22 protein-coding genes are annotated in these 20383 nt (G+C 72.9%); 19 read left to right on the forward strand and 3 right to left on the reverse strand.

Going from position 1 to position 20383, the window contains the following annotated elements; genetic code table 11:
• Positions 1-37 precede the first annotated feature (37 nt).
• The 5 genes from ACLIN4_RS29225 to ACLIN4_RS29245 are packed head-to-tail and all read left to right on the forward strand — an operon-like array spanning position 38 to position 5723.
• On the forward strand, positions 38-871 hold the full coding sequence (locus ACLIN4_RS29225) for a M55 family metallopeptidase (protein WP_100045521.1): 834 nt from the start codon (positions 38-40) through the stop codon (positions 869-871).
• Positions 864-2189 carry a M20/M25/M40 family metallo-hydrolase gene (locus tag ACLIN4_RS29230; RefSeq protein ID WP_411576400.1) on the forward strand — a complete coding sequence of 442 codons (1326 nt, stop codon included), beginning with the start codon at positions 864-866 and terminating at the stop codon, positions 2187-2189. Before ACLIN4_RS29225 ends, ACLIN4_RS29230 begins: the two co-directional genes overlap by 8 nt.
• 55 nt (positions 2190-2244) lie before the next feature.
• A complete protein-coding gene (locus ACLIN4_RS29235) occupies positions 2245-4200 on the forward strand; it encodes a S9 family peptidase (protein ID WP_290012220.1) in 1956 nt (651 codons plus the stop codon).
• Positions 4197-5120, forward strand: a complete 924-nt coding sequence (locus ACLIN4_RS29240; RefSeq protein WP_289907499.1) for a S66 peptidase family protein — start codon at positions 4197-4199, stop codon at positions 5118-5120. The genes ACLIN4_RS29235 and ACLIN4_RS29240 overlap by 4 nt, the downstream gene beginning before the upstream one ends.
• 36 nt (positions 5121-5156) lie before the next feature.
• Positions 5157-5723 carry a GNAT family N-acetyltransferase gene (locus ACLIN4_RS29245; protein ID WP_107479202.1) on the forward strand — a complete coding sequence of 189 codons (567 nt, stop codon included), beginning with the start codon at positions 5157-5159 and terminating at the stop codon, positions 5721-5723.
• Here the strand turns inward: ACLIN4_RS29245 and ACLIN4_RS29250 are convergent.
• The gene (locus tag ACLIN4_RS29250; RefSeq protein ID WP_100045516.1) at positions 5695-6042 is read right to left on the reverse strand and encodes a DUF6204 family protein; all 348 of its coding nucleotides are present in this window, start codon (positions 6040-6042) and stop codon (positions 5695-5697) included. The two genes, ACLIN4_RS29245 and ACLIN4_RS29250, sit on opposite strands and share 29 nt — an antisense overlap.
• Positions 6043-6162: 120 nt before the next feature.
• Here ACLIN4_RS29250 and ACLIN4_RS29255 point away from each other — a divergent pair, with 120 nt between their 5' ends.
• Positions 6163-8205, forward strand: a complete 2043-nt coding sequence (locus tag ACLIN4_RS29255; RefSeq protein ID WP_289907503.1) for a DUF5107 domain-containing protein — start codon at positions 6163-6165, stop codon at positions 8203-8205.
• Positions 8206-8223: 18 nt separating this feature from the next.
• Here ACLIN4_RS29255 and ACLIN4_RS29260 read toward each other — a convergent pair whose 3' ends face one another.
• Positions 8224-8571, reverse strand: a complete 348-nt coding sequence (locus ACLIN4_RS29260; RefSeq protein ID WP_100045515.1) for a VOC family protein — start codon at positions 8569-8571, stop codon at positions 8224-8226.
• A gap of 81 nt (positions 8572-8652) precedes the next feature.
• On the opposite strand from ACLIN4_RS29260, the gene ACLIN4_RS29265 reads away from it, so the two are divergent.
• Entirely contained in the window at positions 8653-9168 is a 516-nt protein-coding gene (locus ACLIN4_RS29265) for a phage holin family protein (RefSeq protein ID WP_289907506.1), read from the forward strand.
• 70 nt (positions 9169-9238) lie between these two features.
• Here the strand turns inward: ACLIN4_RS29265 and ACLIN4_RS29270 are convergent, their stop codons facing one another.
• The gene (locus ACLIN4_RS29270; RefSeq protein ID WP_289907508.1) at positions 9239-10201 is read right to left on the reverse strand and encodes an LLM class F420-dependent oxidoreductase; all 963 of its coding nucleotides are present in this window, start codon (positions 10199-10201) and stop codon (positions 9239-9241) included.
• Positions 10202-10360: 159 nt separating this feature from the next.
• On the opposite strand from ACLIN4_RS29270, the gene ACLIN4_RS29275 reads away from it, so the two are divergent.
• The 12 genes from ACLIN4_RS29275 to ACLIN4_RS29330 all read left to right on the forward strand — a co-directional run bounded on the left by ACLIN4_RS29275 (position 10361) and on the right by ACLIN4_RS29330 (position 20380).
• Complete coding sequence (locus tag ACLIN4_RS29275) at positions 10361-12319, forward strand: FAD-dependent oxidoreductase (protein ID WP_411576401.1); 1959 nt, start codon at positions 10361-10363, stop codon at positions 12317-12319.
• Positions 12316-14163: a transketolase gene (locus tag ACLIN4_RS29280; protein WP_289907512.1), complete on the forward strand. Its 1848-nt coding sequence runs from the start codon at positions 12316-12318 to the stop codon at positions 14161-14163. Before ACLIN4_RS29275 ends, ACLIN4_RS29280 begins: the two co-directional genes overlap by 4 nt.
• The gene (ligD, locus tag ACLIN4_RS29285; protein WP_289907513.1) at positions 14160-15089 is read left to right on the forward strand and encodes a non-homologous end-joining DNA ligase; all 930 of its coding nucleotides are present in this window, start codon (positions 14160-14162) and stop codon (positions 15087-15089) included. The genes ACLIN4_RS29280 and ligD overlap by 4 nt, the downstream gene beginning before the upstream one ends.
• Before the next feature lie 111 nt (positions 15090-15200).
• A complete protein-coding gene (locus tag ACLIN4_RS29290; protein WP_289907514.1) occupies positions 15201-15593 on the forward strand; it encodes a gas vesicle protein in 393 nt (130 codons plus the stop codon).
• 124 nt (positions 15594-15717) lie between these two features.
• On the forward strand, positions 15718-16155 hold the full coding sequence (locus ACLIN4_RS29295; protein WP_100045200.1) for a gas vesicle structural protein GvpA: 438 nt from the start codon (positions 15718-15720) through the stop codon (positions 16153-16155).
• A complete protein-coding gene (locus ACLIN4_RS29300; RefSeq protein WP_100045201.1) occupies positions 16152-16925 on the forward strand; it encodes a GvpL/GvpF family gas vesicle protein in 774 nt (257 codons plus the stop codon). The genes ACLIN4_RS29295 and ACLIN4_RS29300 overlap by 4 nt, the downstream gene beginning before the upstream one ends.
• 4 nt (positions 16926-16929) lie before the next feature.
• Positions 16930-17193, forward strand: coding sequence for a gas vesicle protein GvpG (locus tag ACLIN4_RS29305; protein WP_073730587.1), 264 nt, complete (start codon positions 16930-16932; stop codon positions 17191-17193).
• Positions 17190-17909: a DNA primase gene (locus ACLIN4_RS29310; protein ID WP_100045202.1), complete on the forward strand. Its 720-nt coding sequence runs from the start codon at positions 17190-17192 to the stop codon at positions 17907-17909. Before ACLIN4_RS29305 ends, ACLIN4_RS29310 begins: the two co-directional genes overlap by 4 nt.
• Positions 17906-19102, forward strand: coding sequence for an SRPBCC family protein (locus ACLIN4_RS29315; protein WP_411576402.1), 1197 nt, complete (start codon positions 17906-17908; stop codon positions 19100-19102). The genes ACLIN4_RS29310 and ACLIN4_RS29315 overlap by 4 nt, the downstream gene beginning before the upstream one ends.
• Positions 19099-19425, forward strand: coding sequence for a gas vesicle protein (locus ACLIN4_RS29320; protein WP_100045204.1), 327 nt, complete (start codon positions 19099-19101; stop codon positions 19423-19425). Before ACLIN4_RS29315 ends, ACLIN4_RS29320 begins: the two co-directional genes overlap by 4 nt.
• Complete coding sequence (locus ACLIN4_RS29325; protein WP_107479229.1) at positions 19422-20201, forward strand: GvpL/GvpF family gas vesicle protein; 780 nt, start codon at positions 19422-19424, stop codon at positions 20199-20201. Before ACLIN4_RS29320 ends, ACLIN4_RS29325 begins: the two co-directional genes overlap by 4 nt.
• Positions 20198-20380 (forward strand): gas vesicle protein, encoded by a 183-nt coding sequence (locus tag ACLIN4_RS29330; protein WP_003972471.1) that lies wholly within the window; start codon positions 20198-20200, stop codon positions 20378-20380. The genes ACLIN4_RS29325 and ACLIN4_RS29330 overlap by 4 nt, the downstream gene beginning before the upstream one ends.
• Positions 20381-20383: the final 3 nt, after the last annotated feature.

Consider the following 20383-nt stretch of genomic DNA (forward strand, 5'->3'; position numbering starts at 1 on the left):
GGCTGGGAGTCGGTACGACCGCGTAACGTGGCGCAGCATGAAGATCCTCATCAGCGCCGACATGGAAGGCGCCACCGGTGTCACCTGGCCGGCCGACGTGCTGCCGGGGACTCCGCAGTGGGAGCGGTGCCGGTCGATGTTCACCTCGGACGTGAACGCGGCCGTGCTGGGCTTCCTCGACGGCGGGGCCGACGAGGTGCTGGTCAACGAGGCGCACTGGACCATGCGCAACCTGCTCCTGGAGCAGCTCGACGAGCGGACGCAGATGCTCACCGGCCGGCACAAGGCGCTGTCGATGGTGGAGGGCGTCCAGCACGGGGACGTGGACGGCATCGCCTTCATCGGGTACCACGCGGGCGCCGGCATGGAAGGCGTCCTCGCGCACACCTACCTCGCCAACCAGATCACCGGTGTCTGGCTGAACGACGTACGGGCCAGTGAGGGTCTGCTCAACGCGCACGTCGTCGCCGAGTACGGGGTGCCGGTGGTGCTGGTCACCGGGGACGACGTGGCCTGCGAGGACGCGCTCGGGTACGCGCCCGAGGCGCTGAAGGTCGCGGTCAAGGACCATGTGTCGCGGTATGCCGCCGTGTGCCGTACGCCGGCCAGGACCGCCGCCGACATCCGGGCGGCCGCAAAGGAGGCGGCGGCGCTCGCGGTACGGCATGAACCGGTGAGCGGCGGGCCCTTCACCGTCGCCGTGGAGTTCGACGCCGAGCACCTGGCGGACGCCTCGACCGTCGTGCCGGGTGTGGCCCGTGTCGGCGAGCGCAAGGTGGCGTACACCCACGACACCATGTTCGAGGCGATCCGTACCTTCAAGGCGGTCACCACGATCGTCTCGGCCGCCGTGGAGGAGCAGTATGGCTGAGCAGCAGTCCGGGCAGACGGGCGCACAGGCGCTGGACGAGGTCGTGCGGTTCACGTCCGACCTCATCCGGATCGACACGACCAACCGGGGCGGCGGCGACTGCCGGGAGCGCCCGGCCGCCGAGTACGCCGCCGCGCGGCTCGCCGAGGCCGGGATCGAGCCCACGCTGCTGGAGCGGACCGAGGGCCGGACCAACGTCGTCGCCCGCGTCGAGGGCACCGACCCGTCGGCCGGCGCGCTCCTCGTGCACGGGCACCTGGACGTGGTGCCCGCAGAGGCCGCCGACTGGAGCGTGGACCCGTTCTCCGGGGAGATCCGCGACGGGGTCGTGTGGGGTCGCGGCGCCGTCGACATGAAGAACATGGACGCGATGATCCTGGCCGTCGTGCGCGACTGGGCCCGGCAGGGAGTACGGCCCCGGCGGGACATCGTGATCGCGTTCACGGCGGACGAGGAGGCCAGCGCCGAGGACGGCTCCGGCTTCCTCGCCGACCGGCACGCCGGCCTGTTCGAGGGCTGCGCCGAGGGCGTCAGCGAGTCGGGGGCGTTCACCTTCCACGACGGCGCCGGGCGGCAGTTCTACCCCATCGCCGCCGGTGAGCGGGGCACGGGCTGGCTCAAGCTCACCGCGCGCGGGCGGGCCGGCCACGGGTCCAAGGTGAACGGGGAGAACGCGGTCACCCGCCTCGCCGCGGCGATCACCCGCATCGGCGACCACGAGTGGCCGCTGCGCCTGACCCCGACCGTGCGCGCCGCGCTGAGCGAACTCGCCGCCGTCTACGGCATCGAGGCCGATCTGCACGACGTCGACGCGCTGCTGGACAAGCTGGGGCCCGCGGCCGAGTTGGTCGAGTCCACCGTCCGCAACAGCAGCAACCCGACCATGCTGGAAGCCGGTTACAAGGTCAACGTCATCCCCGGAGAGGCCGTCGCGTACGTCGACGGGCGGTTCCTGCACGGCTGCGAGGACGAGTTCCGCGCCACCCTCGACCGGCTCACCGGCCCGGACGTGGCCTGGGAGTTCGCCCACCGCGAGGTCGCGCTCCAGGCGCCGGTGGACTCGCCGACGTACGCCAGGATGCGCGCGGCCGTCGAGGAGTTCGCCCCGGAGGGGCACGTGGTGCCGTACTGCATGTCCGGCGGGACGGACGCCAAGCAGTTCTCCCGGCTGGGGATCACCGGGTACGGGTTCGCGCCGCTGAAGCTGCCCGAGGGCTTCGACTACCAGGCCCTGTTCCACGGCGTCGACGAACGCGTTCCCGTCGAGGCGCTGCACTTCGGCGTCCGCGTCCTCGACCGGTTCCTGCGCACCGCCTAGCAGACAGGCCCCCGGGCCCGCCCGACGAGTAACTGGAGGAGAAGTGGGGGAGTCGGTGCAGACTCTGTCGTACGGATCGTGGCCCTCGCCCGTCGACGCGGCCCTCGCCGCCGCGCACGACGGACGGCCGGACGACGTGGGCTTCGTCGGCGACGAGGTGTGGTGGACCGCGCCCCGGCCCACCGAGGGCGGCCGGCGCACGCTGGTGCGGCGGTACCCCGACGGCACCGAGGAACCGGTGCTGCCCGCGCCGTGGAACGTGCGCACCCGCGTCCTCGAGTACGGCGGCCGGCCCTGGGCCGCGCACATGACCGACGCCGGGCCGCTGGTCGTCTTCGTGAACTTCGCCGACCAGCGGCTGTACTCCTACCGGCCGGGCGGCGGCGAACCGCGTCCGTTGACGCCCGTCTCCCCGGTGGGCGGCGGACTGCGCTGGGCCGAGCCGGAGCCCCGTCCCGAGCGCGGCGAGGTGTGGTGCGTCCTGGAGGAGTTCACCGGCGAGGGGCCCACCGACGTGCGACGTGTCCCCGTCGCGGTGCCGCTGGACGGCTCGGCGGCCGACGACCGGACCGCGGTGCGCGAACTCACCGGCGAGCGCCACCGGTTCGTCACCGGGCCCCGCCTCTCGCCCGACGGGCGGCGCGCGGCCTGGCTCGGCTGGGACCACCCGCGCATGCCCTGGGACGGCACCGAGCTGGTCGTGGCGGAGGTCGGCCCCGACGGCACCTTCCTGGACGCCCGGACCGTCGCCGGCGGGCCCGAGGAGTCGATCGCCCAGGTCGACTGGGCGCCCGACGGCGCCCTGCTGTACGCCTCCGACCGCACCGGCTGGTGGAACCTCTACCGCGACGGACGGGCGCTGTGCGCGCGACAGGAGGAATTCGGCGGACCGCTGTGGAAGCTCGGGCAGCGCTGGTTCGCCCCGCTGGACAGCGGCCTGATCGCCGTCGTGCACGGCCGCGGCGCCACCGCCCTCGGCATACTCGACCCCGAGACCGGAGAAGTCGTCGACGCGGTGGGACCCTGGACCGAGTTCGCCGCGACGCTCGCCGTCCACGGCGAGCGCGTGGTGGCCGTCGGCGCGAGTCCGCGCAGCGCCTTTGAGGTGGTCGAGCTGGACACCCGCACCGGCCGGGCCCGGGTGATCGGCGCCCCGCACGAGGACGCCGTGGACCCGGCGTACTACCCCGAACCGCGCAGCCGCACCTTCACCGGTCCCGACGGCCGCGAGATCCACGCCCACGTCCACCCGCCGCACAACCCCGGCTGCCGTGCCCCGGAGGGCGAGCTGCCGCCGTACGTCGTCTGGGCGCACGGTGGCCCCACCAGCCGGTCACCCCTCGTCCTGGACCTGGAGATCGCCTACTTCACCTCCCGCGGCATCGGCGTCGCGGAGGTCAACTACGGCGGCTCCACCGGGTACGGCCGGGAGTACCGCGACCGGCTGCGCGAGCAGTGGGGCGTGGTCGACGTCGAGGACTGCGCAGCCGTCGCCCTCGCCCTCGCCGAGGAGGGCGCCGCCGACCGGAAGCGGCTCGCCGTGCGGGGCGGCAGCGCGGGCGGCTGGACCGCCGCCGCCTCCCTGGCCACCACCGACGTCTACGCCTGCGGCACCGTCATCTATCCCGTCCTCGACCTGACCGGCTGGGCCACGGGCGGGACCCACGACTTCGAGTCGCAGTACCTGGAGAGCCTGATCGGACCCCACTCCGAGGTGCCCGACCGGTACGCCGAGCGGTCGCCCGTCACCCACGCCGACCGGGTCACCGCACCGTTCCTGCTGCTCCAGGGGCTGGACGACGTGATCTGCCCGCCCGTGCAGTGCGAGCGGTTCCTCGCCCGCATGGCGGGCCGGGGGGTGCCGCACGCGTACCTCGCCTTCGAGGGCGAGGGACACGGATTCCGGCGCGCGGAGACCATGGTGCGCGCCCTGGAGGCGGAACTCTCCCTGTACTCCCAGGTCTTCGGCCTGAACGCGCCGAACGTCCCGGCTCTGGAGCTGACCCGATGAAGCCCCTGAACCGGCCGGACCGGCTCGCCCCCGGCGCCCGGGTGGCCGTCGTCGCGCCCAGCGGGCCCGTGCCCGAGGAGCGGCTGGAGGCGGGCCTGGACGTGCTGCGCGGCTGGGACCTCGACCCGGTCGTCGCACCGCACGTCCTGGACCGGCACCCCTCGTTCGACTACCTCGCCGGCACCGACGCCGACCGGGCCGCCGACCTCCAGGCCGCCTGGTGCGACCCGTCCGTCGACGCCGTGCTGTGCGCCCGCGGCGGGTACGGCGTCCAGCGCATGGCCGACCTGCTCGACTGGGAGGCGATGCGCGCGGCCGGGCCGAAGGTCTTCGTCGGCTTCAGCGACATCACGGCGCTGCACGAGGCGTTCGCCACCAGGCTGGGCCTGGTCACCCTGCACGGGCCGATGGCCGCCGGGGTCGACTTCCTCAAGAACGCACGGGCGCAGGAGCACCTGAAGGCCACCCTGTTCACCCCGGAGACGGTCCGCGTGATCGCTTCCGGCGGTACGCCCATGGTGCCGGGCCGGGCGCGGGGCGTCACCCTCGGCGGCTGCCTCGCCCTGCTCGCCGCCGAACTGGGCACCCCGCACGCCCGCTCCTCCGCGCGCGGCGGGCTGCTGTGCCTGGAGGACGTGGGGGAGGAGACGTACCGCCTGGACCGCTACCTCACCCAGCTGCTGCGGGCCGGCCTGCTCGACGGGGTCGCCGGAGTGCTGCTCGGGTCCTGGCAGGAGTGCGAACCGCCGGAACGGCTGCGGCCGATGCTGGCCGACCGGCTCGGCGGCCTCGGCGTGCCGGTCGTCGAGGACTTCGGCTTCGGGCACTGCGAGGGCGCGCTGACCATACCGTTCGGCGTGGCGGCGGAACTCGACGCGGACGCGGGCACCCTCACGCTGGACGAACCTGCCCTGCGCTGACCCGCGTCCCGCGCCCCACCGTCGTAGGCTGGCCGAATGCCGCACAACGCGTCCCGCCACCTCGCCGAGGGCCCCCGCGTGGGCATCAGACACTTCACCTACGAGGACGGCGCCGAGTTCACCGCCCGGGCCAGGGAGAGCAAGGACCTGCACCACCCGTGGCTCTTCCCGCCGGACAGCGTCCAGGCGTACGAGGCCTACGCGGGCCGGCTGATCGAGGATCCCGCCAAGGCCGGGTTCCTGATCTGCGAGAAGGACGCGGGCACGACGGACGGCGGCTCCATCGCCGGGTTCGTCAACATCAACAACATCGTCCACGGCGGCTTCCTCAGCGGCGCGCTCGGCTACGGCGCGTTCGCCCACGCGGCCGGGCGGGGGCTGATGCGCGAGGGCCTGGACCTCGTCGTGCGGTACGCCTTCGGGCCGATGCGGCTGCACCGGCTGGAGATCAACGTGCAGCCGGGCAACGCCGCCTCCATCGCGCTGGCCCGTGCCTGCGGCTTCCACCTGGAGGGCTTCTCACCGCGGATGCTGCACATCGACGGCGCCTGGCGTGACCACCAGCGCTGGGCCATCACCGCCGAGAGCGTGACTTCCGGTTGATCTTCATCGTGTCCAGGTCCGTCACCGCCGACCTCAGATCGCGGAACCCGTAGCCCAGCGCGCGCAGCGCCGTCTCAGCCCGGTCCTCGGCGATCGCGCCCGCCATCTCCTCGCCGTCCGCCGCGTCGGACACCACGACGAACCGCATCGAGAAGTGCTTCAGCGGCGCGGGCTCGTACGACAGCGAACCCTCCTCGGTGAACCGCATGCTCGCCATCCCGTGGTCCGCCGCCTCGGCGAGCAGCCGGGACCGGGCCTCCTCGGTCAGCCCCTCCCAGGTGCCCCGGACGATCACCCGGTAGGTGTGCTGCTCACTCACGTGCCGCTCCTTCGCGCTCTCCGCCGACCGCCCGACTGTACGTCGACCCCGGACCGAGGCCCATCGAATATCGGTGGGCGCCCTGTTCAGCGGGCCCGGGAGCGGCTTCCATGGGGAAGCGTGACGACGATCCGACGTGAGGTACTGACGCTGCCCGCCGCCCCGCTGGGACCGGACAACCCCCTGCCGCCGCTGCGCCCCCTGGACGAGGCCCACCGCATCGACGAACGCGACCGGGCCGGCCTGCCCCGCGACATGGCCCGCCAGGTCGGCTACGAACCACTGCGCAGCCTGCTGCCCGCGCCCGTCCGGGACGGCTACGGGCGGGTGCGCGAACCTCGCGAGTTCGACACCCTGGTCATCGAGAACGACCGGCTGCGGGCCACCGTCCTGCCCGCCCTGGGCGGCCGCGTCACCTCCCTCTTCCACAAGCCGACCGACCGCGAACTGCTCTACGTCAACCCGGTCCTCCAGCCCGCCAACTTCGCCCTCAACGGCGCCTGGTTCTCCGGCGGCATCGAGTGGAACATCGGCGCCACCGGACACACCACCCTGTCCTGCTCGCCCGTGCACGCCGCCCGCGTCCCCGCCCCCGACGGCGGGGAGATGCTGCGCCTGTGGGAGTGGGAGCGGCTGCGCGACCTGCCCTTCCAGGTCGACCTGTGGCTCCCGCGGGACTCGGACTTCCTGCACGTCGGCGTCCGCGTCCGCAACCCGCACGAGCGCCCCGTGCCCACGTACTGGTGGTCCAACATCGCCGTCCCGGAGGACCGCCGTGTCCTCGCGCCCGCCGACGAGGCCTGGCTCTTCGGCTACGAGCGGCGGCTGCGCCGCGTCCCCGTCCCCACCTACGACGGAGCCGACCGGACGTACCCGCGCAACAGCGCGTACGCCGCCGACTGGTTCTACGAGGTGCCGGACGGCCGGCGGCGCTGGATCGCCGCGCTCGACGAACACGGGCACGGGCTGGTGCAGACGTCGACGGACGTGCTGCGCGGCCGGAAGCTGTTCGTGTGGGGCACGGGACCGGGCGGGCGGCGCTGGCAGGAGTGGCTCACCGAACCCGGCACCGGCGGCTACTGCGAGATCCAGGCCGGGCTCGCCCGCACCCAGCTGGAGCACGTCAAGCTGGAGGCGGAGAGCGAGGTGTCCTGGCTGGAGGCGTACGGGCCGCTCGACGCGGACCCGGAAGGGGAGTGGCACACCGTACTGCGCGGAGCCGAGGACCGGCTGGAGGCGGTCCTCCCGCGCACCGGCGTGGACGCGGCGTACGAGGCCTGGCGCCCCCACGCGGACGCGGAGCCCGGCGAGCGCCTGGCCACCGGATCGGGCTGGGGCGCCCTCGAAGTGCTCCGCGCGGGCTGGAAGCTGCCCGGCACCCCCTTCGAGGAGGCCACCCTCGGTGACGAGCAGCGGCCCTGGCTGCACCTCCTGCACGCCGGGTCGCTGCCCGAGCCGGACCCCGGCGCACCGCCCGGGGGCACGCTGGTCGCCCGGCCCTGGCGGGACATGCTGGAGACCACTGCCGCCACACCCGTCGCCGAGTACCACCTCGGTGTCGCCCAGTGGCACGAAGGCGACCGGGCACAGGCGGTGCGCAGCTGGGAGCGGGGCCTGAAGAACGCCGCCGCCCGTTGGCCGCTGCTGCGCTGCCTCGCCGTCGCCGACCAGGAGGACGGCCATCACGAGCGGGCCGCCGACCGGTACGCGGAGGCCTTCGACGACCTGTGCGCACGGGTGCGGGACGGGGCGGAAGGCTCCCCATGCGCGTCCGGCACGTCCGACGCGTCCGGTGGGGGCGAGGCGGGCGCTCGGGAGGCTCTGCCCGGTTCCGGCGGCGAGACCTCGTGGACGGCCGCCACGGCGGCCCTCGGCGGCGAGGCGATCGGGGCGCTGCTCGCGGTGGGGCGCACGGCGGACGCCCGGGCCGTGTGGGAGCGGCTGGCCCCCTCCGTCCGGGCCCGTGGCCGGTTCCGGCTGGCCGAGGCGGCGCTGCTGGCCGCCGAGGGCCGGCGTGCGGAGGCACGGGCCGTCTTCGACGAGGGCTTCGAGGTGGCCGACCTGCGGGAGGGCGATGAGATCATAGGCCGGCTGTGGGCCCGGCTCGCCGACGAACCGCTCCCGGCCCGGCACGACTTCAGGATGCGGCCGGACGGGGATTGAGCCCCGCCCGGCCCGGCGCTACGCCCGCCGGTCCACGTACTCGTAGATCACGCCATCCGGGTGGCGGGCGATCAGATTGCGGCCCGCGGGCGTCGGAACCGGCCCCGCGATGATGTCCGCACCCAGCGAGCTGAGGACACGATGGGTCTCCTCGACGTCCGTCACGGCGATCGTCGCGGTCACCTTGCGCAGTACCTCGAGCTGGGACTCGGGTCCGCTCATCAGCAGGAAGCAGCCGACCGCGGCGACTTGGACGCCGCCGCGTTCGAAGCGGAGCGCCTGGCCGCCGGCCAGGCCTTCGTAGAAGGGGATCGCCTTCTCCAGGTCGTCGACATAGATGCGCAGTGTGGCTCCCAGAATGTCCATGCCGACGAGCCTAGTTGGGAGCGGAGTGGCCGGGTCCACCGTCCCGCCCATGGATGCCGGGCCCGAGGGTACCCGCAACGCATGGACCGCATGGATCACTTGGAACACCTGGACAAGCATCTGGTCGACGAACTGGCGCAGGTGGCACGCGAGACCGTGCGCGACGAGCTGCGTCAGCAGACGCGGAAGCAGCGCCGCAAGGCCACGCTGTACGCCGCGTCCGGTGCCGCCGCCCTGTACGCCGGGGCGGCCCTCGCGCTCACCGTGGGCCTGGCCCTCGCCGTCGGCCTGCCGGACTGGGCCGCCGCGCTGATCACGGCCGCCCTCCTGGGCGTCGCGGCGTACCTGCTGCGCGGTGCGGCCCGGCCGGGGTCCGCCCACCGCCCGGGACACGACCACGCACGCGGTGGTGACGCGCCGAGCGCGCCGCCGAACGGGCTGGGCGTGCCGTACCCGCCGATGCCGCCGGTCGCGCCCGGCGGTGCCGGCGGCGCGACCGGCGCCCCGGGGGCGGGCACGCCCGCACCGGGTGCCACCGGGCCCGTGGCGCCGCGCCGGGACGACATCGACCCCGAGGCTCCGCACCGCCGCGGCTGACCGGTAGCGGCACCTGACAGGACGGCACCCCCCGAACGCGGTTCGGGGGGTGCCGTCCTGTGTGCGCGGGTCAGGCGCTCTGCTGCAACTGCGGCAGCACCTTGGTGCGGTAGAAGTCGAAGAAGCCGCGCAGGTCGGGACCGATCTGGTTGACGTAGACCCGGTCGAAACCGGCGTCGGCGAACCGCCTGAGTTCCGCGACGTGTTCGTCCGCGGCGTCGCCGCAGACCCGGCTGTCGCGGACCATGTCCTCGGTGACCAGGGTCTGCGCCTGCTCGAAGTGCTTCGGCGAGGGCAGCACCTGGCCCAGCTCGCCCGGCAGCAGTTCGTTGGCCCACAGCCGGTGCACGGTCCGTACCGCCTCGTCCCGGTCGGTGTCGTAGCAGACCTTGGTGCCGCCGCTGACCAGCTTCCCGCCGCCCCCGCCCTTGCGGTACTGCTCCACCATCGAGCTGTCCGGCATCATCGTGATGTAGCCGTCGCCCACCCGGGACGCCAGCTTGGTCGCCGCCGGGCCGAAGCCGGAGATGTCGATCGGGACGGGCTCGTCCGGGACGGTGTAGAGGCGGGCGTTCTCGACCGTGTAGTGCGTGCCGTGGTGGTTGACCTCCTCGCCGGTGAACAGCCGGCGCATGATGAGGATGGCCTCCTCCAGCATCTCCAGGCGTACGTGCGCGGCCGGCCAGGCGTCGCCGAGGATGTGCTCGTTGAGCGCCTCCCCGGTGCCGACGCCGAGCCGGAAGCGGCCGTCCGTCATCACCGCACTGGTCGCCGCGGCCTGCGCCACCACCGCCGGGTGGATGCGCACGGTCGGGCAGGTCACGGCCGTCTCGACGGGCAGGGACACCGCGTCGGACAGCGCGCCGATCACCGACCACACGAACGGGCTCTGCCCCTGCTCGCCGTTCCACGGGTGGTAGTGGTCCGAGATCCACAGCGCCTGGAAACCGGCCTGCTCGGCCATCCGCGCCTGTTCGATCAGCTCCGCGGGACCGTACTGCTCGCAGGAGAGGAAATAGCCGTACTCGGGCATGGGGGGTTGCCTCCGGAACATGGGGCGGGCGGGTCCGGGGGCGAGTACCCGGGCGTACGGGGGGAAACCGGGGGCGGCGGCCGCCCGCCGGACGTTTGGGCGCCCTGGTCAAGGGGACGCGGAAGGCTCCCGAGGTACGCGACAGCCCGGAGGCGAACCGTGAGCCGACCCCGCATCGTGATCGTCGGTGCCGGCTTCGCCGGGTACCGGACGGCCCGCACCCTGTCCCGGCTCACCCGGCACCAGGCCGACATCACCCTGCTCAACCCGACCGACTACTTCCTCTACCTGCCCCTGCTGCCGCAGGTCGCCGCCGGAATCCTGGAACCGCGCCGGGTCAGCGTGTCCCTGTCGGGCACCCTGCCCCGCGTCCGGCTGGTGCTCGGTGAGGCCGACGGCATCGACCTCGACGGGCGCACCGTGCACTACACGGACCCGGAGGGCGGCGAGGGCACCCTGCGCTACGACCGGCTGGTGCTCGCCGCGGGCAGCGTCAACAAGCTGCTGCCCATCCCCGGCGTGGCCGAGCACGCGCACGGCTTCCGCGGGCTGCCGGAGGCGCTGTACCTGCGCGACCACGTGACCCGGCAGGTGGAGTTGGCGGCGGCGGCCGGTGACCGCGCGGAGTGCGCGGCCCGGTGCACCTTCGTCGTGGTCGGCGCCGGATACACCGGCACCGAGGTCGCCGCGCACGGCCAGATGTACACCGACGCCCAGGTCCGCAGGCATCCGATGCGCACCGGCATGCGGCCCCGCTGGATGCTGCTGGACGTGGCGGAACGGGTGCTGCCCGAGATGGACGAACGGCTCTCCCGCACCGCTGAGCGGGTGCTGCGGCAGCGGGGCGTCGACGTGCGGATGGGGACCTCCGTGAAGGAGGCCACGCACGACGGGGTCCTGCTGACCGACGGTACGACCGTGGACACCCGGACGCTGGTGTGGTGCGTGGGCGTGCGGCCCGACCCGCTGGTGGAGTCCCTGGGGCTGCCCATGGAACGCGGTCGGCTGCTCGTCGACCCGCACCTCCAGGTGCCGGGGCGGCCCGAGCTGTTCGCGTGCGGTGACGTGGCCGCCGTGCCCGACCTGAACCGGCCCGGCCAGTACACGCCGATGACCGCGCAGCACGCCTGGCGGCACGGCAAGGTCTGCGCCCAGAACGTCGCCGCGTCGCTCGGCGTCGGCGGTGAGCGGCGGGCCTACCGGCACCGGGACATGGGGTTCGTCGTGGATCTGGGCGGCGCCAAGGCCGCCGCCAACCCGCTGGGGGTGCCGATGTCCGGCCCGGCGGCGGGCGCGGTCACCCGGGGCTACCACCTGGCGGCGATGCCGGGCAATCGCGTGCGGGTGGCCGCGGACTGGCTGCTCGACGCGGTGCTGCCCCGGCAGGCCGTCCAGCTGGGTCTCGTACGGTCCTGGTCCGTGCCCCTGGAGTCGGCGTCGCCGGAGGTGGCCAGGGTGCCGGGACGGCCGGACAACGACGCGGCCGGCGGACCGGCAGACGGCGCCCCCGCCGGGGCACGGTCCGGCGGCGACTCGGCCGCGGGGCGATCCGGGGCAGGGGCAGAGGCCGGGGCACACCGGCCGGGTGGTGGGCCCGCGCGGGGGCGGCAGGGTGAGCCCGCCGCGAATCAGCCGGGCCGTGAGCCCGCGAAGAATCAGCCAGGTCGTGAGCCCGCGAAGAACCAGCCGGGCCGTGAGCCCGCCAAGGGACAACCGGGCGGTGAGCCGGCGAAGCACCAGCCCCCGAAGAACCAGCCCGCCGAGAAGCAGCCCGGCGAGGCGCAGTCCGCCGCTGGTGGTTCCGGTCGGCAGCGCCGCCCCGCCGAGGCGGCCGAGTCCCGTCCGGACCGCGCGCCGGGCAAGCCCCGCAAGACCTCCGAGCCACCCAGGGCGACCAAGCCCTCCACCACGCCCACCACGCCCAAGCCGTCCGCCATGCCCAAATCCTCCAGGCCACCCGGAGCCCGGGCCCCCGGCGCGCCCGCACCGAGCCGCTCCGCCCGCCCGCCCGCCGACCCGGGACCCGAACCCCCGGCGAACCAGCCGCCTCCCGGACCCGACATCGCCCCCGGCCCCGTCAAGCGAACCGACGGCCGCGCCGCGGAAGGAGACTCATGAACACCGGTGAACTCGTCGACCTCGGACAGCAACTGCGCGTCGACAGCGTGCGGGCGTCCGCCGCCGCGGGCTCGGGGCACCCGACGTCCTCGATGTCCGCCGCGGACCTGATGGCCGTACTCCTCGCCAACCACCTCCGCTACGACTTCGAACGCCCCGCCCACCCCGGCAACGACCGCTTCGTCCTGTCCAAGGGACACGCGTCGCCCCTCCTCTACTCCGCCTACAAGGCGGCCGGCGCCATCGACGACGAGGAACTGCTCACCTTCCGCAAGCTCGGCAGCCGCCTGGAGGGGCACCCCACCCCGCAGCGGCTGCCGTGGGTCGAGACGGCCACCGGCTCGCTCGGCCAGGGGTTGCCCGTAGGCGTGGGTATCGCGCTGTCCGGCAAGCGGCTGGACCGCACCGACTACCGAGTGTGGGTGCTGTGCGGCGACAGTGAGATGGCCGAAGGGTCGGTGTGGGAGGCCGCGGAGCACGCCGGGTACGAGCAGCTCGACAACCTCACCGTGATCGTCGACGTCAACCGCCTCGGACAGCGCGGTCCGACCCGGCACGGACACGACCTCGACGCGTACGCGCGCCGCTTCCGGGCCTTCGGCTGGCACACCGTCGAGATCGACGGCCACGACGTGGACGCCATCGACCGCGCGTACGGCGAGGCCTTGTCCACCAAGGGCCAGCCCACGGCCGTCATCGCCCGCACCCTCAAGGGCAAGGGCGTCGAGGCCGTCGAGGACCGCGAGGGCCAGCACGGCAAACCGCTGCCGGAGGCGGAGGAGGCCATCGCCGAGCTGGGCGGCCCGCGCGACCTCCGCGTCCGGGTGCAGGAGCCCCCGGCGGCGCGGGCACTGCACTCCGCCGGCACCGGGGAGATCGAGCTGCCCCGCTACGACAAGGACGACGAGGTCGCCACCCGCAACGCCTTCGGCGAGGCGCTCGCCGCGCTCGGCACCGCCCGCGGCGACGTCGTGGCCCTCGACGGCGAGGTCGGCGACTCCACGCGCGCCGAGTTCTTCGCCAAGGAGCACCCCGAGCGCTACTTCGAGTGCTACATCGCCGAGCAGCAGATGGTCGCCGCCGCGGTCGGGATGGCGGCGCGGGGCTGGGTGCCCTTCGCCACGTCCTTCGCGGCCTTCCTGACCCGTGCCTACGACTTCGTGCGCATGGCGTCCGTCAGCGGCTCCGGCATCAATCTGGTCGGCTCCCACGCGGGCGTCGCGATCGGCCAGGACGGGCCCAGCCAGATGGGCCTGGAGGACATCGCGATGATGCGGGCCATCCACGGCTCGACCGTGCTGTACCCGTGCGACGCCAACCAGACCGCCCGGCTCGTCGCCGAGATGGCCGGCCTGGAGGGCATCCGCTACCTGCGCACCTCGCGCGGCGGCAGCAAGGTCATTTACGGCCCCGACGAGGAGTTCCCCGTCGGCGGCAGCAAGGTCCTGCGCTCCTCCGACCGCGACCGGCTCACCGTCGTCGCGGCCGGCGTCACCGTGCACGAGGCGCTCGCCGCGGCCGACGCACTGGAGCAGGACGGCATCCGGATCCGGGTGATCGACCTGTACTCGGTCAAGCCCGTCGACCGGGCCACCCTGCGCCGGGCCGCCGAGGAGACCGGCTGCCTGCTGACCGTGGAGGACCACCGCAGGGAGGGCGGCATCGGGGACGCGGTCCTCGACGCGTTCGCCGACGGGCGGCCCGTGCCCCGCCTGGTCCGGCTCGCCGTCGAGACGATGCCCGGCTCCGCGAGCCCGGCCGAGGAACTGCACGCCGCCGGGATCGACGCCGAGTCCATCGAGGCGGCCGGCCGGATGCTCGTGGAGCAGGCGATCGTCCGGTGAGCCGGGACGCCGTACGGACCGTCCGGGCCGGGCGGCGCACGGTGGAGGTGCACCGGCCGGACAAGGTGCTGTTCCCCGGGGGCGAGGGCGGCGCGGAGGAGTACACCAAGGCCGACCTCGTCGACTACTACCGTGCCGTCGCCCCCTTCATGCTGCCGCACCTGCGGGGCCGTCCGCTGATGCTGGAGCGGCACCCGGACGGTGTGGAAGGCCCCCGCTTCATGCAGAAGAACACCCCGGAGCACTATCCGGACTGGATCGGCCGCGTGGAAGTGGGCAAGGAGGGCGGCACCGTCCGCCACACCGTCTGCGACGACACCGCCACCCTCCTCTACCTCGCCGACCAGGCCGCCCTCACCCTGCACCGCTGGCTGTCCCGGGTCGGGGACGTGGACCGGCCGGACCGCATGGTCTTCGACCTCGACCCGGCCGGCGACGACTTCCCGGCGGTCCGGGAGGCGGCCGGGCTGCTGGGCGAACTGCTCGACGAGCTGGAGCTGCCCTCGGCGCTCATGACCACCGGGTCCCGGGGACTCCACGTGGTCGTGCCACTGAACGGTCGTCAGGACTTCGACGACGTTCGGGAGTTCGCCCGGGACGTCGCCGAGGTGCTGGCCGCGGAACGTCCCGACCGTCTCACCACCGCCGCCCGCAAGAAGGACCGGGGCGACCGGCTCTACCTCGACATCCAGCGCAACGCCTACGCGCAGACCGCGGTCGCCCCCTTCACCGTGCGGGCCCTGCCCGGCGCTCCCGTCGCCACCCCCTTCTCCTGGGACCAGTTGGACGACCCCGCGCTGCACGCCCGCCGCTGGACGATCGCGGACGCCGTCGACCAGGCGCGTACCCGGCCCTGGGCCGAAATCACCGGCCGCTCCCGGAGCCTGGGTCCCGCCCGGCGGCGCCTGGACGCCCTGCGCGGCTGAGCCGGCCCCGCACCCGGCCCCGGCGCGGTGCGGGATCGGGTGCGGGGCACATGCCTGCGCCGGTGGAGGTTTGGCGAACACTCTTGCGGCCACACGGAGGGGGAGGTGGCCATGTCGAACACGAACAACACGTCCGAATCACAAGGCACACAACAGAGTTCACAGAACTCACAGGGCTCACACAAAGCACAGAAGTCACAGAAGTCACAAGACTCGCAGGATTCGCAGGAGTCGCGTCGGCCCCGGCCGATGGAGGTGCTGCGTGAGGCGCGCGCCCAACTCGCGGACCTCACCGGCATGACGGCGGAGACCGTGTCGTCCTTCGAGCAGACGGAGGAGGGCTGGTCGCTGGAGGTCGAGGTGCTCGAGCTCGAGCGCGTGCCGGACACGATGAGCCTGATGGCGAGCTATCAGGTGGAGCTCGACTCCGAGGGGCAGCTCATGGGCTACCGACGCGTCCGGCGTTACGAGCGTGGCCGGGCCGACTCGCGCGGCGGCCGTTAGACCGGCCGGCCGGCCCGACCGCACCCACACCCGTACACACACCTACACCCGTACACACCCACACACCCGTACACACACCCACAGACAAGCAGACACCCACAGACAAGATGGAGGAACAGCTGGCATGACTGTCGTACCGGCACAACAGACCGGCGGCGGAGGCGGCAGCAGCGGCCTTTACGACGTGCTTGAGCTTGTTCTGGACAGGGGGCTCGTCATCGACGCATTCGTGCGCGTCTCCCTGGTCGGCATCGAGATCCTGAAGATCGACGTCCGCGTCGTCGTCGCCAGCGTCGACACCTATCTGCGCTTCGCCGAGGCGTGCAACCGGCTCGACCTGGAGGCCGGGCCGCGCAAGGACCCCGGCCTGCCCGACCTGGTCGGGGAGATGACCGAGTCCGGCGCCCGCGGCAAGTCCAAGGGGGCGCTGTCCGGCGCCGCCGAGACCATTTCCGACGCGTTCAAGCAGGCCCGTGACGAGAGCGGCTCCGAGCGCGAGACCGCGTCCCGTCCCAGGGCCCGCAAGGCCGCGCCCTCGCGCCGGAAGGAGGAGCAGGAGTGAGTACGTACGTCTACGGCATCACCGCCGTCTCGCACCCCTCGCTTCCCGAGGGCCTGACCGGCGTCGGCGACCCGCCGGGCCGGGTGCGCGTCCTGAAGGCGGGCGAGCTGGCCGCAGTGGTGAGCGACGCGCCCGAGGGGCTGCGCCCCAAGCGCCGGGAGCTGCTCGCCCACCAGAACGTCCTGAGCGAGGTGGGAGCGGCCGGCTGCGTGCTGCCCATGCGCTTCGGCAGCATCGCCCCGGACGACGACGCGGTCACCTCGGTGCTCGCCGAGCGGGCGGAGCACTACCGGGAACGCCTCGGCGCGCTGGACGGCCGGGTGGAGTACAACATCAAGGCCAATCACGTGGAGGAGGCGGTCCTGCACCACGTGATGGCCGAGAACCCGGAGATCCGGGCCCTCGCCGAGGCCAACCGGCAGCAGGGCGGCGGGAGCTACGAGAACAAGATCCAGCTCGGTGAGATGGTCGCGGCCGCGGTGAAGGACAAGGAGGCGCAGGACGCCACCACGCTGGAACGGGCCCTGGAGCCGGCCGCAGACGCCGTGAGCGCGGGCCCCGAGTCCACCGGCTGGCTGGCCAACGTGTCGTTCCTGGTGAACCGGGAGTCGGCCGAGGAGTTCCTGGCCGCCGTGGAGCGGGCCCGCAGGGACATGCCGCACCTGGAGGTGCGGGTGAACGGACCGCTGCCGCCGTACAGCTTCGTCGAGCCCGGCCCGGCCGAGCCCGCGGGCACGGCGGCCGGCGGTATGGACGCCGGAACGGAGTGAGGACGTGGGACTGATCTCCGAGGTCCTGCTGCTGCCGTTCGCCCCGGTGCGCGGCAGCGCCTGGGCCATCAGACAGGTGCTGAACGAGGCCGAGCGGATCTACTACGACCCCGCCACGGTCCGAGCCGAACTGGCCCGCCTGGAGGAGCAGCTTGAGGCCGGTGAGATCACCGAGGAGGAGTTCGACCGACAGGAGGACGGGCTTCTGGACCGGCTGGAGATCGCTTCGCGCACGAGCGCGGGATTGGGCAACGGGACGGCACCATGAACCGAGTCGGACTGGGCCTCGCAGTAGGGGCCGGATATCTGCTGGGACGCACGAAGAAACTGAAACTAGCGGTCGCCGTGGGCACCATGGTGGCCGGCAAGAAGCTGAACCTGACGCCGAAGGGCATAGCGGAGCTGGTCAACTCGCAGCTGCAGAACAACCCCCAGTTCAAGGAGATCGGGGACCAGCTGCGCACGGACCTTCAGGGCGTCGGCAAGGCGGCCTCGGGCGCGCTGGTCGAGCGGCAGATCGACGCGCTCGCCGACCGTCTGCACGGGCGCACGGCACAGGTCCGCGACCAGCTCTCCGGCGTGGCGTCCCGCGCGCCGGGCGTGGGGACCGATGACTCGCGCGACTCCGAGGACTCGGAGGACTCGGAGCCGTACGAGGAGTACGACGAGTACGAGGAGGACGCGGACGAGGGCGGTCGCGGCGACGAGCGCCACGACGACGAGCCTCGCGGCGAACGCCACGACGAGGAGCCCGACGAGCACGAGGGGCGGAGCGAGCGAGCCGCGAAGAAGGCTCCGCCCCAGGCGCGGAAGGCGGCCAAGAAGGCACCGGCGAAGAAGGCCGCCGCCAAGGCCCCCGCCAAGAAGGCGGCCACGAAGCGGGCCCAGCCCGCCAAGAAGGCGGCCGGCAAGAAGGCCGCGGGAGCCAGGGGCGCCGCCCGCGGTGCCACCGGCCGGCAGTCGAAGGGCGGTGGTGAGCGATGACCGACACCCTCGGTTCCGCGGCCTCCACGGCGGGCAAGGCCGCGAAGAAGAACCCCCTCGCCGACGTGGCGCGGAGCGAGGCGGCCGACCGCCTCAAGGCGGAGGTGCAGGACTACCTCGCCGCCCAGGCCACGCGGCTGCTGACCGGCGTCGGCACCAAGCTCGGCGAGACCACCGGCAAGCTCAACGACATCGCCGAGGGAAACAGCCCCGGCTTCGCCAAGCTCGCCCTGGACGGCGGACGCAAGCTCGCCGAGGGCAAGAGCCCGGTGCGGGCCGCGTTCGAGGTCGGGGCCGGCAAGGTGAAGGACAACGTGGTCGGCGCCTTCAAGAACCTCGGCGGCGGCAAGGGCCGGAAGAAGGGCGGCGGCGGTCAGAAGCCGACGGTCATCATCGAGTACGTCGACGTCGGCGTGCCGCTGCGCACCGCCTACGACCAGTGGACCCAGTACCAGGACTTCAGCACATTCGCCAAGGGTGTCAAGAGCGCGAACCGCGCCGACGACACGTCCTCGGACTGGCAGCTGAAGGTCTTCTGGTCCAACCGCAGCTGGAAGGCGAAGACCACCGAGCAGGTCCCCGACGACCGGATCTCCTGGACGTCGGAGGGCGCCAAGGGCACCACCAAGGGCGTCGTCAGCTTCCACAAGCTCGCCGACAACCTCACCCGCGTGATCCTCGTCATCGAGTACTACCCCAAGGGCCTCTTCGAGAAGACCGGCAACATCTGGCGCGCCCAGGGACGCCGGGCCCGTCTCGACCTCAAGAACTACGTCCGCCACATCACCCTCAAGGGCGAGGCCGACGACGGCTGGCGCGGCGAGATCCGCGACGGCGAGGTCGTCCGCAGCCACGAGGACGCCCTCGCGGAGGAGGAACAGCAGGCACAGGAAGGAGAGGAGCACCCCGAGGCGGAGGACGAGGCCGGCTACGACGAGGAACCCGAGGGCGAGTACGGGGAAGAGCCCGAGAGCGAGTACCCCGAGGCCGAGTACGAGGACGAGGAAGCACCCGAGGACGAGGACGAGGAAGAACCCGAGGACGAGGAAGAGGAAGTACCTGAGGACGAGTACGAGGAGGAGGACAAGGAAGCCGGAGAGGACGAGTACGCGTCCCGTGACGAGCGCGACGAGCGCGACGAGCGCGACGAGCGCGACGAGCACGAGGACGCCGACCGCGGGAGCCGTCGATGACCACACCCAGCCGGCTGCCCGATCCCTATGGCCAGGGACAGAGCGCCAACCTCGCCGACATCCTGGAGCGGGTCCTCGACAAGGGAGTCGTGATCGCGGGCGACATCCGGATCAACCTGCTCGACATAGAGCTGCTCACCATCAAGCTGCGGCTCGTCGTCGCCTCCGTCGACAAGGCCAAGGAAATGGGCATCGACTGGTGGGAGAGCGACCCCGCGCTCTCCTCCCGCGCCCGGCACGACGAGCTGACCCGGGAGAACGCCGCCCTGCGCGAACGCCTGCGCGAGCTGGACCCGGGCCGGGTACCGAGGGAGACATCGTGACCGGACTGCGGTACGTCTACGCCGTCTGCCGCCCTTTCGACGCGGCTCTCCAGTCCCAGCTGACCGGGGTGGCGGGCGACCCGCCCCGGCTGCTGGCCCACAGCGGCCTGGTCGCCGTCGTCAGCCACGTGCCGGAGGCCGACTTCGGCGAGGAGGCGCTGCGCGCCCACCTGGAGGACCTGGACTGGCTCGCCGGGACCGCCCGTGCCCACCAGCAGGTCATCGACGCGCTCACCGCCGTCACCACCCCGCTGCCGCTCCGGCTGGCCACCGTCTTCCGGGACGACAGCGGCGTGCGCGTGATGATGGAGGAGCGCGAGGAATCCTTCCGGCGCACGCTCGACCGGCTGGAAGGGCGCGTGGAATGGGGCGTCAAGATCTATGTCGAGGCGGGCTCCGACCAGGCCGCCGGGCAGGCCGAGCCCGCCCCGAAGCCCGCCTCGGGCCGGGACTACCTTCGGCAGCGGCGCCGGCAGACGCGGGCGAGCGACGACCTGTGGAGCAGGGCCGAGGAGTTCGCGAACCGCCTGCACGAGACGCTGTCCTCGCGGGCCGACGACGCCCGCCTGCACGCGCCGCAGAATCCCAGCCTTTCCGGTGCCGCCGGACGGAACGTCCTCAACGCCGCCTATTTGGTGCGGCGCGACGTGTCCGAGGAATTCGTGGAAATGGTGGACCGGACCAAGGACGACGCCCCCGGAATTCGGGTGGAACTCACCGGGCCGTGGGCGGCGTATTCATTCGCCGGTGAGGAAGGAACGAGGGAGGGATCATGACCGTCGTCGAACGCCGCGAGATCGCCCTCGTGGACCTCCTCGACCGGCTGCTGGCCGGTGGCGTCGTCATCACCGGCGACGTCACCCTGCGCATCGCGGACGTCGATCTGGTGCGCATCGACCTCAACGCGCTGATCAGCTCGGTCAACCGCAATGTCCCGTCGCCGTTCGGAGACTGATAG

The organism is Streptomyces mutabilis (assembly GCF_046628145.1).
Classification (GTDB): domain Bacteria; phylum Actinomycetota; class Actinomycetes; order Streptomycetales; family Streptomycetaceae; genus Streptomyces; species Streptomyces mutabilis.

Bases quoted from the DNA above. Each gene is read 5' to 3' on its own strand.
- ACLIN4_RS29240 (WP_289907499.1), top strand. From the start codon at position 4,197: ATGAAGCCCCTGAACCGGCCGGACCGGCTCGCCCCCGGCGCCCGGGTG.
- ACLIN4_RS29310 (WP_100045202.1), top strand. From the start codon at position 17,190: ATGAACCGAGTCGGACTGGGCCTCGCAGTAGGGGCCGGATATCTGCTG.
- ACLIN4_RS29290 (WP_289907514.1), top strand. From the start codon at position 15,201: ATGTCGAACACGAACAACACGTCCGAATCACAAGGCACACAACAGAGT.
- ACLIN4_RS29265 (WP_289907506.1), top strand. From the start codon at position 8,653: ATGGACCGCATGGATCACTTGGAACACCTGGACAAGCATCTGGTCGAC.
- ACLIN4_RS29280 (WP_289907512.1), top strand. From the start codon at position 12,316: ATGAACACCGGTGAACTCGTCGACCTCGGACAGCAACTGCGCGTCGAC.
- ACLIN4_RS29245 (WP_107479202.1), top strand. From the start codon at position 5,157: ATGCCGCACAACGCGTCCCGCCACCTCGCCGAGGGCCCCCGCGTGGGC.
- ACLIN4_RS29260 (WP_100045515.1), bottom strand. From the start codon at position 8,571: ATGGACATTCTGGGAGCCACACTGCGCATCTATGTCGACGACCTGGAG.
- ACLIN4_RS29320 (WP_100045204.1), top strand. From the start codon at position 19,099: ATGACCACACCCAGCCGGCTGCCCGATCCCTATGGCCAGGGACAGAGC.
- ACLIN4_RS29295 (WP_100045200.1), top strand. From the start codon at position 15,718: ATGACTGTCGTACCGGCACAACAGACCGGCGGCGGAGGCGGCAGCAGC.
- ACLIN4_RS29225 (WP_100045521.1), top strand. From the start codon at position 38: ATGAAGATCCTCATCAGCGCCGACATGGAAGGCGCCACCGGTGTCACC.
- ACLIN4_RS29330 (WP_003972471.1), top strand. From the start codon at position 20,198: ATGACCGTCGTCGAACGCCGCGAGATCGCCCTCGTGGACCTCCTCGAC.
- ACLIN4_RS29270 (WP_289907508.1), bottom strand. From the start codon at position 10,201: ATGCCCGAGTACGGCTATTTCCTCTCCTGCGAGCAGTACGGTCCCGCG.
- ACLIN4_RS29230 (WP_411576400.1), top strand. From the start codon at position 864: ATGGCTGAGCAGCAGTCCGGGCAGACGGGCGCACAGGCGCTGGACGAG.
- ACLIN4_RS29315 (WP_411576402.1), top strand. From the start codon at position 17,906: ATGACCGACACCCTCGGTTCCGCGGCCTCCACGGCGGGCAAGGCCGCG.